The sequence below is a fragment of the Escherichia coli genome, assembly GCF_036503815.1.
Classification (GTDB): Bacteria; Pseudomonadota; Gammaproteobacteria; order Enterobacterales; family Enterobacteriaceae; genus Escherichia; species Escherichia coli_F.
Map to the genome: position 1 here is coordinate 2847560 of NZ_AP027764.1, position 14904 is coordinate 2862463.

Annotated in this window: 16 protein-coding genes; 9 read left to right on the top strand and 7 right to left on the bottom strand. The window is 50.9% G+C overall.

Annotated elements, in window-relative coordinates:
• Positions 1-147 precede the first annotated feature (147 nt).
• From chaA to AABJ99_RS13685, 3 genes are all read left to right on the top strand, one after another.
• The gene (chaA, locus tag AABJ99_RS13675) at positions 148-1248 is read left to right on the top strand and encodes a sodium-potassium/proton antiporter ChaA (protein WP_001306585.1); all 1101 of its coding nucleotides are present in this window, start codon (positions 148-150) and stop codon (positions 1246-1248) included.
• A 405-nt stretch (positions 1249-1653) separates the two neighbouring features.
• On the top strand, positions 1654-1761 hold the full coding sequence (locus AABJ99_RS13680; protein WP_000170956.1) for a type I toxin-antitoxin system toxin Ldr family protein: 108 nt from the start codon (positions 1654-1656) through the stop codon (positions 1759-1761).
• Between the two features lie 427 nt (positions 1762-2188).
• The gene (locus AABJ99_RS13685; RefSeq protein ID WP_000170965.1) at positions 2189-2296 is read left to right on the top strand and encodes a type I toxin-antitoxin system toxin Ldr family protein; all 108 of its coding nucleotides are present in this window, start codon (positions 2189-2191) and stop codon (positions 2294-2296) included.
• Positions 2297-2443: 147 nt separating this feature from the next.
• On the opposite strand, the gene kdsA is transcribed toward AABJ99_RS13685, so the two are convergent.
• Genes kdsA through hemA form a run of 6 tightly spaced genes read right to left on the bottom strand, consistent with a single transcriptional unit; the run spans position 2444 to position 7749 of the window.
• Complete coding sequence (kdsA, locus tag AABJ99_RS13690) at positions 2444-3298, bottom strand: 3-deoxy-8-phosphooctulonate synthase (RefSeq protein ID WP_000811065.1); 855 nt, start codon at positions 3296-3298, stop codon at positions 2444-2446.
• A gap of 35 nt (positions 3299-3333) precedes the next feature.
• Positions 3334-4143 (bottom strand): invasion regulator SirB1, encoded by an 810-nt coding sequence (gene sirB1, locus AABJ99_RS13695; RefSeq protein WP_039021478.1) that lies wholly within the window; start codon positions 4141-4143, stop codon positions 3334-3336.
• Positions 4144-4146: 3 nt separating this feature from the next.
• The gene (sirB2, locus tag AABJ99_RS13700; protein ID WP_000200378.1) at positions 4147-4539 is read right to left on the bottom strand and encodes an invasion regulator SirB2; all 393 of its coding nucleotides are present in this window, start codon (positions 4537-4539) and stop codon (positions 4147-4149) included.
• On the bottom strand, positions 4536-5369 hold the full coding sequence (gene prmC, locus AABJ99_RS13705) for a peptide chain release factor N(5)-glutamine methyltransferase (protein WP_000456456.1): 834 nt from the start codon (positions 5367-5369) through the stop codon (positions 4536-4538). The genes sirB2 and prmC overlap by 4 nt, the downstream gene beginning before the upstream one ends.
• Positions 5369-6451 (bottom strand): peptide chain release factor 1, encoded by a 1083-nt coding sequence (gene prfA / locus AABJ99_RS13710; protein ID WP_000804726.1) that lies wholly within the window; start codon positions 6449-6451, stop codon positions 5369-5371. The genes prmC and prfA overlap by 1 nt, the downstream gene beginning before the upstream one ends.
• Positions 6452-6492: 41 nt before the next feature.
• Entirely contained in the window at positions 6493-7749 is a 1257-nt protein-coding gene (hemA, locus tag AABJ99_RS13715) for a glutamyl-tRNA reductase (protein WP_024211932.1), read from the bottom strand.
• A 213-nt stretch (positions 7750-7962) separates the two neighbouring features.
• Here hemA and lolB point away from each other — a divergent pair, with 213 nt between their 5' ends.
• The 4 genes from lolB (at position 7963) to dauA (ending at position 12339) form a co-directional block, all read left to right on the top strand.
• Entirely contained in the window at positions 7963-8586 is a 624-nt protein-coding gene (lolB, locus tag AABJ99_RS13720; protein ID WP_001130692.1) for a lipoprotein insertase outer membrane protein LolB, read from the top strand.
• A complete protein-coding gene (gene ispE / locus AABJ99_RS13725; RefSeq protein WP_001260318.1) occupies positions 8586-9437 on the top strand; it encodes a 4-(cytidine 5'-diphospho)-2-C-methyl-D-erythritol kinase in 852 nt (283 codons plus the stop codon). Before lolB ends, ispE begins: the two co-directional genes overlap by 1 nt.
• Positions 9438-9587: 150 nt before the next feature.
• Positions 9588-10535: a ribose-phosphate diphosphokinase gene (gene prs / locus AABJ99_RS13730; protein ID WP_001298109.1), complete on the top strand. Its 948-nt coding sequence runs from the start codon at positions 9588-9590 to the stop codon at positions 10533-10535.
• A 151-nt stretch (positions 10536-10686) separates the two neighbouring features.
• Positions 10687-12339, top strand: a complete 1653-nt coding sequence (gene dauA, locus AABJ99_RS13735; RefSeq protein WP_032302910.1) for a C4-dicarboxylic acid transporter DauA — start codon at positions 10687-10689, stop codon at positions 12337-12339.
• Positions 12340-12393: 54 nt separating this feature from the next.
• Here dauA and ychH read toward each other — a convergent pair whose 3' ends face one another.
• The gene (gene ychH, locus AABJ99_RS13740) at positions 12394-12672 is read right to left on the bottom strand and encodes a stress-induced protein YchH (protein WP_000823885.1); all 279 of its coding nucleotides are present in this window, start codon (positions 12670-12672) and stop codon (positions 12394-12396) included.
• Positions 12673-12949: 277 nt separating this feature from the next.
• Between ychH and pth the strand changes: the two genes are divergently transcribed.
• The gene (gene pth / locus AABJ99_RS13745; protein ID WP_000152937.1) at positions 12950-13534 is read left to right on the top strand and encodes an aminoacyl-tRNA hydrolase; all 585 of its coding nucleotides are present in this window, start codon (positions 12950-12952) and stop codon (positions 13532-13534) included.
• Positions 13535-13650: 116 nt separating this feature from the next.
• A complete protein-coding gene (gene ychF / locus AABJ99_RS13750) occupies positions 13651-14742 on the top strand; it encodes a redox-regulated ATPase YchF (protein ID WP_000505866.1) in 1092 nt (363 codons plus the stop codon).
• The last annotated feature ends 162 nt before the right edge of the window (positions 14743-14904 follow it).

Sequence of the window (14904 nt, forward strand, 5' to 3'; positions counted from 1 at the left end):
CATTGCTTATTTTTATGGCCCGATGAGTAAAAAATCGACAGCGGGGTAAAAATTCGTAAAATGTTACCGATATCCAGACACTTTCTGTTATTTTTCCTACCTATTTTTTACATTTTCGATAAATTCATCTGCAAAGGGATAACCATAATGTCAAATGCTCAAGAGGCGGTAAAAACCCGCCACAAGGAGACTTCGCTTATTTTCCCGGTTCTGGCGCTGGTAGTGCTGTTCCTGTGGGGAAGCAGCCAGACACTACCAGTGGTCATTGCCATCAACCTTCTTGCTCTTATTGGTATTTTAAGTAGCGCCTTTAGTGTTGTCCGTCATGCGGACGTATTAGCCCATCGCCTGGGAGAACCTTACGGTTCGCTTATTCTTAGCCTTTCAGTGGTTATTCTTGAAGTCAGTTTGATTTCAGCTTTAATGGCAACCGGCGACGCCGCGCCAACGCTAATGCGTGATACGCTCTATTCAATCATTATGATTGTTACCGGTGGGCTAGTTGGCTTTTCATTATTGTTGGGCGGACGCAAGTTTGCCACCCAATATATGAATCTGTTTGGTATCAAGCAGTATTTAATTGCGCTGTTCCCCCTGGCGATAATCGTACTGGTATTTCCAATGGCTCTGCCTGTGGCGAATTTTTCAACCGGTCAGGCGTTACTGGTAGCATTAATTTCTGCGGCAATGTATGGCGTATTTTTGCTGATCCAGACCAAAACGCATCAAAGTTTATTTGTCTACGAGCACGAAGATGACAGTGATGATGACGACCCGCACCACGGTAAACCGTCTGCCCATAGCAGCCTGTGGCATGCTATCTGGTTGATTGTCCATCTGATTGCCGTTATTGCAGTCACCAAAATGAACGCCAGCCCGCTGGAGACATTGCTCGACAGCATGAATGCCCCTGTCGCCTTTACTGGCTTCCTGGTGGCTCTGTTGATTCTGTCGCCGGAAGGTTTAGGTGCGTTAAAAGCAGTGTTGAACAACCAGGTCCAGCGCGCGATGAATCTGTTCTTTGGTTCAGTGTTAGCAACCATTTCGCTTACCGTACCTGTCGTCACGCTAATTGCCTTTATGACGGGTAACGAATTGCAGTTTGCACTTGGTGCGCCAGAAATGGTGGTGATGGTGGCCTCTTTAGTGCTGTGCCATATCTCCTTCTCCACCGGACGTACTAACGTGCTCAATGGCGCAGCGCATCTGGCACTGTTTGCCGCCTATTTGATGACGATATTTGCCTGACAGTTATATCTCCTCCGATGACAGAAATCGGGGGAGATAATATAAATTCCTGCTTATTGTATTTCTTCATACTACCTGAACAGGTCGTTAATCAGAATTGCGAGCCTGTACCACAACCTGCACGAAACCACTGCAACAGCTGTTGAAAAGCCGGAATGTACTCATTATTGCAAACATTTCAGGGATGAAGTGAAGATGAATTGAGACGTAATATCCACACCAAGCCGGCGTTATCCGGTGAGGCGCAATGTTGCGGGGGCTTTATCCCTGGTGGCATTGGTTGCTGGAAAGAGAAAACCCCCGCACGTTGAGAGGTAAAACCTGACAACAGAACGGGGGCTAATCTTGAACCATCAACAATTCAAGAATAGCCGCAAAATGTTGTCATTACAACAAGGCGGCTATATGACGCTCGCGCAGTTTGCCATGATTTTCTGGCACGACCTGGCGGCACCGATCCTGGCGGGGATTATTACCGCAGTGATTGTCAGCTGGTGGCGTAACCGGAAGTAAGGTGAAAACGGGCGTCAGGCTGCCGTGATGGCAATATGCGCCCGAAACCGGCCGCAGGGGTAACAGCCTGCGGCCCTTTTTGTCTTTATCTCTTCTGCAAGTAAATATTGGCAACCCGAGCTGGAAGCATCATCCAGAGCACTCATGAAACGACTGTAACAGCTGTTGAAAAACCGGAATGCACTCTTCATTGCAAACATTTCAGGGATGAAGTGAAGATGAATTGAGACGTAGTATCCACACCAAGCCGGAGTTATCCGGTGAGGCGCAATGTTGCGGGGGCTCTATCCCTGGTGGCATTGGTTGCTGGAAAGAGAAAACCCCCGCACGTTGAGAGGTACAACCTGACAACAGAACGGGGGCTAATCTTGAAACCAGACACTTCAAGAATAGCCGCAAAATGTTGTCATTACAACAAGGCGGCTATATGACGCTCGCGCAGTTTGCCATGACTTTCTGGCACGACCTGGCAGCACCGATCCTGGCGGGAATTATTACCGCAGCGATTGTCAGCTGGTGGCGTAACCGGAAGTAAGGTAAAAACGGGCGTCAGGCTGCCGTGATGGCAATATGCGCCCGCAACCGGCCGCAGGGGTAACAGCCTGCGGCCTTTTTTGTATCCGGCCCCATGAAAAAAGCCTTAACGCAGAACGCTAAGGCTTTAGTTTTCAGGCAAAAAAGATTACTTGCTGGTATCCAGTTCTTCGAAACCTTTCACCAGGTCATCAATCGCTTTCATCTGCTTGAGGAACGGTTCCAGTTTAGCCAGCGGCAGCGCGGATGGACCATCACATTTCGCATGTTCCGGATCCGGATGCGCTTCAATAAACAGCCCCGCCAGACCTACCGCCATACCGGCACGTGCCAGCTCAGCCACCTGAGCACGACGACCGCCGGAAGCTGCGCCAAACGGATCGCGGCATTGCAGTGCGTGGGTCACGTCGAAAATCACCGGTGAATTACCAGACACTTTCTTCATGATGCTGAAGCCCAGCATATCAACAACCAGGTTGTCATAGCCGAAGTTAGCACCGCGATCGCAAAGAATCACTTTTTCGTTGCCGCCTTCTTTGAATTTATCAACGATATTACCCATTTGGCCTGGGCTGACAAACTGCGGTTTCTTGACGTTAATTACCGCACCGGTTTTCGCCATGGCTTCAACCAGGTCAGTCTGGCGAGCAAGAAACGCCGGCAACTGAATCACATCCACAACATCAGCAACGGGCTGAGCCTGGCTTGGTTCGTGAACGTCGGTGATAATTTTCACGCCAAAAGTCTGCTTCAACTCCTGGAAGATTTTCATCCCTTCTTCCAGACCTGGTCCACGATAAGAGTGGATGGAGGAGCGGTTGGCTTTGTCAAAAGAGGCTTTGAACACGTAAGGGATACCCAGTTTCTGGGTCACGGTTACGTAGTGCTCGCAAATGCGCATCGCCAGATCGCGAGATTCCAGCACGTTCATACCGCCAAACAGCACGAACGGCAGATCATTTGCTACGTTGATGTCGCCAATGCTAACCACTTTTTGTTTCATAGGATCGCCTTAATCTTGAGTAAAATGTCGATTAATTAATGCAGCACAATATGTTTATGCGCGATGTTATTTATTTGCGCACGGATCATTTCGCTGATCGGGTCTTCCGGACACTGTTCAACGAAATAACTTAAATCGTTCAACGCAACGTGTTCGCAATCCAGTTGCGCATAAATCAACCCGCGATCGCGAATTTCATAGGGATCTTCCGGGTTAAATTGTAATAATGCTTCGCTGGTACGTAGCGCCAGCTCCATCTGATTTTCTTCCATCAACGAAGCTTTGAGTGTATCCAGCAATTTGCGGATTACCTCAATGTTATCAGCTTCATCAAGGTCTTCATAAAACAGTTCCGCCGACGGGCTGATATTTCCCTTTAACCATACGTCCAGCATATGTTCGCTTAACGATTCACCGTTAAAAGGATTAATCAGCCAAATTTCGCCATCCGGACATTCAATGCGCAATATCAGCTGCGTAGGGAAAATCACCGGCAGCAGCGGCAAATCGAGACGATTCGCGACCCATAATAAAACCGCACCTAATGATACGGCACTGCCCTGTCGATTCTTTAACACCTGGTCCAGCCATAATGCATCGGAAAGACGATAAACGCCGCGTGAGGCTTTAAATCCCCAGTCGCCGTAAAACAGCGCGATCAGTTTTTCCAGCTGCTCTTCTAAAGGCAGAAGCTGGCTGATTTCTTCCTTCGCCAGACTAACGAGACGCTCCAGTTCGTCGTAAACATCTTGCGAGGGAAAATCGCGGCGGATTGCTTCGCAAGCCAGGATCATGGCTTCGCACAATGGCGCTTTATTAAATTCGAAATCAGCTAACGATCTCATGACTTACCCCAGTAACGGTACTTTTGTGGTGGCGAGTTTAATGATGATGTACAGCACCACCAACGCCAGCGGGAAGGCAATAATGCGCGCCTGCTGACTGTGCATACGACGATAATCGAGTGCAATAAAACCCAAAACGATATAAATGATAACTCCAAACAGCTTTTCAGTCAGCCACTGTGCCTGCCCGGAAAATGGCAGGATGTGCGCTTTAGCCATCAACGCAATGCCGCTTAACAATAACACCGTATCGACAACCGGCGGCACAATGCGCGTCCAACGAGCAAATGCCTGTGGATGCTTCTGATAACGTAGCCAGAAACGTAAGGTTAATAGCCCTACAGAAAGCGCAATGCTAATGAGATGAACGCTAAGCAGTGTAGAAAAACTTGTCATTGATAATAGCGGCCGAGCGTTACGCGCTCGTTATCACCATAGTCCCGACAGGTTTCGACGTCATGATATCCCGCGTGGATAAATGCCTGTCGCACCGCTTCGCCCTGCTGCCAGCCATGTTCCAGAAGCAGAAAGCCGCCGGATACCAGCGCGTTACGCGACTGTTCGATGATATGCACGATGTCTGCCATTCCACTGTCTGCCGCAACCAGCGCAGTGAGCGGCTCAAAGCGGACATCGCCTTGTTGAAGATGTGGGTCCTGCTCGTCAATATACGGCGGATTACTGACAATCATCGCAAACTGCTGCCCGGCTAGCGCGCTAAACCAGTCGCTTTGCAAAATATGGATATTTTTGATCGCCAGATGCTGGGCATTACGTTGTGCCAGAGAGACAGCATCTGGCATACGATCTACAGCGGTAATTTCACAGTCCGGGCGCTCGCTAGCCAGCGCCAGCGCAATCGCCCCGGTACCCGTCCCGAGATCGAGAATACGGCAAGGCTGTTCAGGCAACCGCGCCAGTGCCTGCTCCACCAGACACTCCGTATCCGGGCGCGGAATTAAGGTCGCTGGCGAAACAAATAACGGCAGCGACCAGAATTCTCGCACCCCGGTTAAATGAGCAATAGGTTCACCATCGCGACGACGCGTCAGTAGCGCATCAAGTTGCTGACATTGTTCGTCAGTCAGCTGCGTTTCACCAAAGGCGAGAATAAAAGTACGCCCTTTGCCGGTAACATGCTCCAGCAGGATTTCAGCATCACGCCGCGGGCTTTCGCTCGCCTGAAGTTGGCTTATTGCTTCACGTAACCAGTGTTGATATTCCATTATTCCTGCTCGGACAACGCCGCCAGTTGGTCGGCCTGATGTTCCTGGATAATCGGTTCAATTAGCATATCCAGCTTACCTTCCATCACTTCATCCAGACGGTAGAGCGTCAGGTTGATGCGGTGATCGGTAACGCGCCCCTGCGGGAAATTGTAAGTACGGTTACGATCGCTGCGATCGCCACTCCCCAGCAGGTTACGACGGGTAGACGCTTCGGCCTGTTGCCGTTTTGCCATTTCTGCAGCGTGGATGCGAGCACCAAGTACAGAAAGTGCTTTAGCTTTGTTTTTATGTTGTGAACGTTCGTCCTGACATTCAACAACAATCCCGGTCGGCAAGTGAGTAATACGAATTGCCGAATCGGTGGTGTTAACGTGCTGACCACCCGCCCCTGACGAGCGGAAAGTATCAATGCGCAAATCTGCTGGGTTGATGTCCGGCAGTTCTGCGTCAGGCAGTTCTGGCATTACCGCAACGGTACAAGCAGAAGTATGAATTCGACCCTGCGATTCCGTAGCAGGCACACGCTGCACGCGATGACCGCCAGATTCGAATTTCAAACGACCATATACACCATCACCGCTAATTTTGGCGATGATCTCTTTATAGCCACCATGTTCACCCTCGCTGGCGCTCATGATTTCTACACGCCAGCGGCGGGCTTCGGCGTAACGGCTGTACATACGGAACAGATCGCCAGCGAAGAGCGCCGCTTCGTCGCCGCCGGTTCCGGCACGGACTTCGAGGAAGGCGTTACGTTCGTCATCAGGATCTTTTGGTAGTAACAGAACCTGTAATTGCTGTTCCAGTTGCTCGCTTTTTTCTTTAGCTTCGCGCAGTTCATCCTGCGCCATCTCACGCATTTCAGGATCGTCGAGCATCATCTGTGCGGTTTCGATATCTTCCTGAACCTGTTGCCAGTCGGTAAAACAGCGCGAAACATCACTTAACTGCGCATATTCGCGTGATAATGCGCGAAAACGTTCCTGGTCGGCGATAGTTTGCGCGTCACCCAGCAATGCCTGAACTTCTTCATGGCGTTCATGCAGGGCTTCCAGTTTGGCAACGATAGAAGGCTTCATAGGCGTAAATGCACCCTGTAAAAAAAGAAAATGATGTACTGCTACTCCAGCCCGAGGCTGTCGCGCAGAATATTCAGGCGTTCGTTATCCCCGTCACGGGCAGCCTGTTGAAGTGATTTCGTTGGCGCATGGATCAGGCGGTTAGTCAGTTTCCATGCCAGATCCTGCATAATGGCTTGCGCGTCGCCGCCCTGCTCAAGGGCTGCTAACGCTTTGGCGGTTAACTCATCGCGAACTTGCTCTGCCTGGCTGCGATACTCGCGAATGGTTTCGCTGGCACTTTGTGCACGCAGCCACGCCATAAATTCGCTGGTTTCCTGGGCGACAATAGTTTCCGCCTCAATTGCTGCGGCTTTACGCTGCGCCAGGTTATGCGAAATGATGCTTTGCAGATCGTCAACGCTATAAAGATAAGCATTCGCCAGTTTACCTACTTCCGGCTCAACATCGCGTGGAACGGCAATATCCACCAGCAGCATCGGTTGGTTGCGACGACTTTTTAATGCGCGCTCCACCATGCCTTTTCCGATAATCGGTAACGGGCTGGCGGTGGAACTGATGATGATATCGGCTTCGCGCAGACGTTCGTCAATATCGCTCAAGGCAATCACTTCTGCGCCGACTTCATCTGCCAGAATTTGGGCGCGTTCGCGAGTACGGTTGGCGATAATCATCTTCTGTACTTTGTGTTCACGTAGATGACGCGCCACCAGCTCGATGGTTTCGCCCGCACCCACCAGCAGTACCGTCACCGTAGAGAGCGATTCAAAGATCTGACGCGCCAGCGTACAAGCCGCAAAAGCGACAGACACAGCGCTGGCACCGATATCGGTTTCAGTACGAACGCGTTTTGCGACTGAGAAAGATTTCTGGAACATGCGTTCCAGTTCGCTGGCCTTCATATGGCCTTTTTGCGAATCGGCAAACGCCTTTTTAACCTGACCGAGGATCTGCGGTTCCCCCAGAACCAGTGAATCCAGGCCGCTGGCAACACGCATTAAATGGCTAACTGCATCGTTATCCTGATGCCAGTAGAGGCTTTTACGCAGATCGTCTTCATTGAGATTATGGTAATCGCAAAGCCAACGAATTAACGCCTCTTGCAGGTTATCCTGCTCTTCAACGCTAAGATAAAGTTCTGTGCGGTTACACGTCGACAGTACCACGCCGCCCTGCACCATCGGCTGCGCAAGCAGGCTGTCAAGCGCCTGATCGAGCTTATCCGGCGAAAACGATACACGTTCTCGCAGCGATACAGGAGCCGTTTTATGGTTGATACCGAGTGCTAAAAGGGTCATGTCTGCGGGAAATAATACCAACGTTGATAGGGTTAGTCTGCTCGCATCATACAGGATGCGCGAGATCAATAAAAGAGAGAGCCCCCTTTTGGAGTAATTGCCGAAAGCCGTTAGATTCTGGCAATTAAGACAACTTGAACATAGACGATAGCGGACGGTAACGCTAGCATTAAGGGTTATAACTGCAACGTATCTCAAGGACTTGTCATCATTATGCCCCTGCCCGATTTTCGTCTTATCCGTCTGCTACCACTGGCTGCTCTCGTGCTTACTGCCTGTTCCGTTACCACGCCGAAAGGTCCTGGCAAAAGCCCGGATTCGCCACAATGGCGTCAGCATCAGCAAGACGTGCGTAATCTTAATCAGTATCAGACTCGCGGCGCGTTCGCTTATATTTCTGATCAACAAAAAGTCTACGCCCGCTTTTTCTGGCAACAAACCGGCCAGGATCGCTATCGTCTGCTACTGACTAACCCATTGGGCAGCACCGAACTGGAGCTGAATGCTCAGCCGGGTAACGTGCAGTTAGTCGACAATAAAGGGCAGCGTTACACCGCCGATGACGCCGAAGAGATGATTGGCAAATTGACCGGAATGCCGATTCCGCTCAACAGTTTGCGTCAGTGGATTTTAGGTTTACCGGGTGATGCAACCGACTACAAACTGGACGATCAATATCGCCTCAGCGAAATCACCTACAGCCAAAACGGTAAAAACTGGAAAGTTGTTTACGGTGGTTATGACACCAAAACGCAACCTGCGATGCCAGCCAATATGGAACTCACCGATGGTGGTCAGCGCATCAAGTTAAAAATGGATAACTGGATAGTGAAATAATGCGGACACAGTGGCCCTCTCCGGCAAAACTTAATCTGTTTTTATACATTACCGGTCAGCGTGCGGACGGTTACCACACGCTGCAAACGCTGTTTCAGTTCCTGGATTACGGCGACACCATCAGCATTGAGCTTCGTGACGATGGGGATATTCGTCTGTTAACACCCGTTGAAGGCGTGGAACATGAAGATAACCTGATCGTTCGCGCAGCACGGTTGCTGATGAAAACAGCAGCCGCCAGCGGGCGTCTTCCTACGGGAAGCGGTGCAGAAATCAGTATTGACAAGCTTTTGCCGATGGGCGGCGGTCTGGGTGGTGGTTCATCCAATGCCGCGACGGTGCTGGTGGCATTAAACCATCTCTGGCAATGCGGGCTAAGCATTGATGAGCTGGCGGAAATGGGGCTGACGCTGGGCGCAGATGTTCCTGTCTTTGTTCGGGGTCATGCCGCGTTTGCTGAAGGCGTTGGTGAAATACTAACGCCGGTGGATCCGCCAGAGAAGTGGTACTTGGTGGCGCACCCTGGTGTAAGTATTCCGACACCGGTGATTTTTAAAGATCCTGAACTCCCGCGCAATACGCCAAAAAGGTCAATAGAAACGTTGCTAAAATGTGAATTCAGCAATGATTGCGAGGTTATCGCAAGAAAACGTTTTCGCGAGGTTGATGCGGTGCTTTCCTGGCTGTTAGAATACGCCCCGTCGCGCCTGACTGGGACAGGGGCCTGTGTCTTTGCTGAATTTGATACAGAGTCTGAAGCCCGCCAGGTGCTAGAGCAAGCCCCGGAATGGCTCAATGGCTTTGTGGCGAAAGGCGTTAATCTTTCCCCATTGCACAGAGCCATGCTTTAAGCCGGGCAAGCTGAGTTTCGGTGACAACGTCACCTTGTTCCAGACGTTGCATCGCGCTCTTTAATACACCGCCTGGAAAGAATCATGCCTGGCCCGCACAGTTTTCGGCAGATTCTTTCCACCAATGGACGCATGCCTGAGGTTCTTCTCGTGCCTGATATGAAGCTTTTTGCTGGTAACGCCACCCCGGAACTAGCACAACGTATTGCCAACCGCCTGTACACTTCACTCGGCGACGCCGCTGTAGGTCGCTTTAGCGACGGCGAAGTCAGCGTACAAATTAACGAAAATGTACGCGGTGGTGATATTTTCATCATCCAGTCCACTTGTGCCCCTACTAACGACAACCTGATGGAATTAGTCGTTATGGTTGATGCCCTGCGTCGTGCTTCCGCAGGTCGTATCACCGCTGTTATCCCCTACTTTGGCTATGCGCGCCAGGACCGTCGCGTCCGTTCCGCTCGTGTACCAATCACTGCGAAAGTGGTTGCAGACTTCCTCTCCAGCGTCGGTGTTGACCGTGTGCTGACAGTGGATCTGCACGCTGAACAGATTCAGGGTTTCTTCGACGTTCCGGTTGATAACGTATTTGGTAGCCCGATCCTGCTGGAAGACATGCTGCAGCTGAATCTGGATAACCCGATTGTGGTTTCTCCGGATATCGGCGGCGTTGTGCGTGCCCGCGCTATCGCTAAGCTGCTGAACGATACCGATATGGCAATCATCGACAAACGTCGTCCGCGTGCGAACGTTTCCCAGGTGATGCATATCATCGGTGACGTTGCAGGTCGTGACTGCGTACTGGTCGATGATATGATCGACACTGGCGGTACGCTGTGTAAAGCTGCAGAAGCGCTGAAAGAACGTGGTGCTAAACGTGTATTTGCGTACGCGACTCACCCGATCTTCTCCGGCAACGCGGCGAACAACCTGCGTAACTCTGTAATTGATGAAGTCGTTGTCTGCGATACCATTCCGCTGAGCGATGAAATCAAATCACTGCCGAACGTGCGTACTCTGACCCTGTCAGGTATGCTGGCCGAAGCGATTCGTCGTATCAGCAACGAAGAATCGATCTCTGCCATGTTCGAACACTAATCGAACCCGGCTCAAAGACCCGCTGCGGCGGGTTTTTTTGTCTGTAATATCCATTTGTATGACCTATGCCTCCTTCACCTGCCATTTAGTTGACAGATGATGCGCTCACGGATGAAACATTATTGTGAACAAAATATTTTCCTCACATGTGATGCCTTTCCGCGCTCTGATCGACGCTTGCTGGAAAGAAAAATATACTGCCGCACGGTTTACCCGTGACCTGATTGCCGGGATAACCGTCGGGATTATTGCTATCCCGCTGGCAATGGCGTTGGCTATTGGTAGTGGTGTGGCACCCCAGTACGGTTTATATACCGCAGCTGTTGCGGGGATTGTCATTGCTCTGACGGGTGGGTCACGCTTTAGCGTTTCCGGTCCGACTGCGGCATTTGTGGTAATTCTCTATCCCGTTTCGCAACAGTTTGGACTGGCAGGACTGCTGGTCGCGACACTCATGTCAGGTGTCTTTTTGATCCTGATGGGGCTGGCACGTTTTGGACGCTTGATTGAATATATTCCGGTTTCCGTGACCTTAGGTTTCACCTCGGGTATCGGGATCACCATCGGTACCATGCAGATTAAAGATTTTCTCGGTCTGCAAATGGCCCATGTCCCGGAGCATTATCTACAAAAAGTCGGCGCATTATTTATGGCGTTGCCGACCATTAATGTGGGTGATGCTGCCATTGGCATTGTGACGCTTGGCATTCTGGTTTTCTGGCCGCGTCTGGGCATTCGTTTGCCTGGTCACCTTCCGGCCTTGCTGGCTGGTTGCGCGGTGATGGGGATTGTTAACCTGCTCGGCGGACATGTTGCTACCATCGGTTCGCAATTCCACTACGTCCTGGCCGATGGTACTCAGGGTAACGGTATTCCGCAACTGCTGCCACAGCTGGTACTGCCGTGGGACCTGCCTAATTCAGAATTCACGCTAACCTGGGATTCTATTCGCACACTGCTGCCTGCGGCATTCTCAATGGCAATGCTCGGCGCAATCGAATCTCTGCTCTGCGCCGTGGTACTGGATGGTATGACCGGAACGAAACACAAAGCGAACAGCGAACTGGTTGGACAGGGACTGGGGAATATCATCGCCCCGTTCTTTGGTGGTATTACCGCTACAGCTGCCATCGCGCGTTCTGCCGCTAACGTCCGTGCCGGGGCAACTTCCCCTATCTCGGCGGTGATCCACTCTATTCTGGTTATTCTTGCCCTGCTGGTACTGGCACCGCTGCTCTCCTGGCTGCCGCTTTCCGCCATGGCTGCCCTGCTGTTGATGGTGGCGTGGAACATGAGTGAAGCGCACAAAGTGGTCGACTTGCTGCGTCATGCGCCGAAAGATGACATCATCGTCATGCTGCTGTGCATGTCGCTGACCGTGCTGTTTGATATGGTTATTGCCATCAGTGTGGGGATCGTGTTGGCATCGCTGCTGTTTATGCGTCGTATCGCGCGTATGACTCGCCTGGCCCCAGTAGTCGTAGACGTTCCAGACGATGTCCTGGTTCTGCGCGTTATTGGCCCGCTGTTCTTTGCTGCCGCTGAAGGCCTGTTCACGGACCTCGAGTCACGCCTTGAAGGCAAGCGGATTGTCATTCTGAAGTGGGATGCCGTTCCGGTGCTTGATGCTGGTGGCCTTGATGCGTTCCAGCGTTTTGTGAAGCGTCTGCCCGAAGGATGTGAACTGCGCGTGTGCAACGTGGAATTCCAGCCACTGCGCACTATGGCTCGCGCAGGCATTCAACCGATCCCGGGCCGCCTTGCTTTCTTCCCGAATCGTCGCGCGGCGATGGCGGATTTATAAGTACGCGATTGACCAGTCAGCGCAAACTGACTGGTCAGCAAACTGCATTATTTGTTAGCTATGACGGCGATTATCGCTACGGCGGCAACGTTTGTCATAGTGGCGAACCCACCAGTAACGGTCGCACACCTGTTCATGCCCGCCAACACGGGCACCCGCCAGCCAGAGAATGGCACCGACGAAAATACTTAGCACTGCACCATGTGCGAAATACTGGGGCATATTAAACTGTGGTAACTGGTTGAGGATTGAATACCCCACGCCGACCACCATTACCACCAGACCCAACCCCATGAGCACGTTACCGAGTAACGAAGCGTTTTTGCGTTTCATATGTCACCTCCGGAACTTTCTGGGTTGTAACAGGGAATACCCCTCTTCCTTATGTGTAAAGTATAGACAACACCCTATGGGTTATGTGCGGGCGTGATCACAATTACAACCCTTATTTCAACAAAACTTTACAAATAAATGCCTGAACACCTTGACTTTCTAATAGTCCACTTAGGCAATTATTGCGTTATCTGCATTTGATACGCAGTTTTTTGTCAAGCGGGGCCGCAACCAGTAAACTACGCGCCAGTTATGTACACACTCAGGACAAAAAAACGTGACGATTAAATTGATTGTCGGTCTGGCGAACCCCGGCGCTGAATACGCCGCAACGCGACATAATGCTGGCGCCTGGTTCGTTGACTTACTGGCTGAGCGTTTGCGCGCTCCGCTGCGCGAAGAGGCTAAATTCTTTGGTTATACTTCGCGAGTCACCCTTGGAGGCGAAGATGTCCGCCTGTTAGTCCCGACTACATTTATGAATCTCAGCGGCAAAGCCGTTGCGGCGATGGCCAGTTTTTTCCGCATTAATCCGGACGAAATTCTGGTTGCCCACGACGAACTGGATCTGCCACCTGGCGTCGCCAAATTTAAGTTGGGCGGTGGCCATGGTGGTCACAATGGACTGAAAGACATCATCAGTAAATTGGGTAATAACCCTAACTTTCACCGTTTACGCATCGGAATTGGTCATCCGGGCGATAAAAATAAAGTTGTCGGTTTTGTGTTAGGCAAACCGCCTGTTAGTGAACAGAAGTTAATTGATGAAGCCATCGACGAAGCGGCACGTTGTACTGAAATGTGGTTTACAGAGGGCTTGACCAAAGCAACGAACCGATTGCACGCCTTTAAAGCGCAATAAGTCGTTGTCTGCGGCATTTTTGCCGAGTGCCGTGTATAATAGGCAAAGTTATTTCCATTTCTGCAATCTGTTAGCAATAACAGGTTGATTATTAAGATATTAAGGTGATTTAAATCATGGGATTCAAATGCGGTATCGTCGGTTTGCCCAACGTCGGGAAATCTACCCTGTTCAACGCGCTGACCAAAGCCGGTATTGAAGCGGCCAACTTTCCATTCTGCACCATCGAGCCGAACACAGGCGTCGTACCAATGCCTGACCCTCGCCTGGATCAACTGGCTGAAATCGTAAAACCGCAGCGTACGCTTCCCACGACCATGGAATTTGTCGATATCGCCGGTCTGGTAAAAGGCGCATCGAAAGGCGAAGGTCTGGGTAACCAGTTCCTGACCAACATCCGTGAAACCGAAGCGATCGGTCACGTTGTTCGCTGCTTTGAAAACGACAACATCATTCACGTTTCCGGCAAAGTTAACCCGGCGGATGATATTGAAGTTATCAACACAGAACTGGCGCTGGCAGACCTCGACACCTGCGAACGTGCGATTCATCGCGTACAGAAGAAAGCCAAAGGCGGCGATAAAGACGCGAAAGCCGAGCTGGCGGTACTGGAAAAATGCCTGCCACAGCTGGAAAACGCAGGTATGCTGCGCGCGCTGGATTTAAGCGCTGAAGAGAAAGCGGCTATTCGTTACCTGAGCTTCCTGACGCTGAAACCAACAATGTACATCGCCAACGTCAACGAAGACGGTTTTGAAAACAACCCGTATCTTGACCAGGTGCGTGAAATCGCGGCGAAAGAAGGTTCTGTTGTGGTTCCGGTTTGTGCTGCTGTTGAAGCAGACATTGCCGAACTGGACGACGAAGAACGTGACGAGTTTATGCAGGAGCTTGGGCTGGAAGAGCCGGGCCTGAACCGCGTGATCCGTGCCGGTTATAAGCTGCTGAACCTGCAAACTTACTTCACCGCTGGGGTGAAAGAAGTGCGTGCATGGACCATTCCGGTTGGTGCAACCGCGCCGCAGGCCGCTGGCAAAATCCATACTGATTTTGAAAAAGGCTTTATCCGTGCACAAACTATTTCGTTCGAAGATTTCATCACTTACAAAGGTGAACAAGGCGCGAAAGAAGCAGGCAAAATGCGTGCAGAAGGTAAAGATTACATCGTTAAAGATGGCGATGTAATGAACTTCCTGTTCAATGTCTAATTAATTTGTTGTCTCATGAGGTTTCGCTAAATCTCATGAAGAGCGCAAAAGTATATAAAATCCACGCAATTGCGTGGATTTTTCATTTCACCGAGTCCTAACCATTCTTATAACATCCTACACTTTTGTGCTTATTGCCTATAGTGAACCACGAGAATAATT

Excerpts from the sequence above, each read along its gene's own strand:
- chaA (WP_001306585.1), top strand. The coding sequence starts at position 148 with ATGTCAAATGCTCAAGAGGCGGTAAAAACCCGCCACAAGGAGACTTCG.
- AABJ99_RS13680 (WP_000170956.1), top strand. The coding sequence starts at position 1,654 with ATGACGCTCGCGCAGTTTGCCATGATTTTCTGGCACGACCTGGCGGCA.
- AABJ99_RS13685 (WP_000170965.1), top strand. The coding sequence starts at position 2,189 with ATGACGCTCGCGCAGTTTGCCATGACTTTCTGGCACGACCTGGCAGCA.
- kdsA (WP_000811065.1), bottom strand. The coding sequence starts at position 3,298 with ATGAAACAAAAAGTGGTTAGCATTGGCGACATCAACGTAGCAAATGAT.
- sirB1 (WP_039021478.1), bottom strand. The coding sequence starts at position 4,143 with ATGAGATCGTTAGCTGATTTCGAATTTAATAAAGCGCCATTGTGCGAA.
- sirB2 (WP_000200378.1), bottom strand. The coding sequence starts at position 4,539 with ATGACAAGTTTTTCTACACTGCTTAGCGTTCATCTCATTAGCATTGCG.
- prmC (WP_000456456.1), bottom strand. The coding sequence starts at position 5,369 with ATGGAATATCAACACTGGTTACGTGAAGCAATAAGCCAACTTCAGGCG.
- prfA (WP_000804726.1), bottom strand. The coding sequence starts at position 6,451 with ATGAAGCCTTCTATCGTTGCCAAACTGGAAGCCCTGCATGAACGCCAT.
- hemA (WP_024211932.1), bottom strand. The coding sequence starts at position 7,749 with ATGACCCTTTTAGCACTCGGTATCAACCATAAAACGGCTCCTGTATCG.
- lolB (WP_001130692.1), top strand. The coding sequence starts at position 7,963 with ATGCCCCTGCCCGATTTTCGTCTTATCCGTCTGCTACCACTGGCTGCT.
- ispE (WP_001260318.1), top strand. The coding sequence starts at position 8,586 with ATGCGGACACAGTGGCCCTCTCCGGCAAAACTTAATCTGTTTTTATAC.
- dauA (WP_032302910.1), top strand. The coding sequence starts at position 10,687 with ATGCCTTTCCGCGCTCTGATCGACGCTTGCTGGAAAGAAAAATATACT.
- ychH (WP_000823885.1), bottom strand. The coding sequence starts at position 12,672 with ATGAAACGCAAAAACGCTTCGTTACTCGGTAACGTGCTCATGGGGTTG.
- ychF (WP_000505866.1), top strand. The coding sequence starts at position 13,651 with ATGGGATTCAAATGCGGTATCGTCGGTTTGCCCAACGTCGGGAAATCT.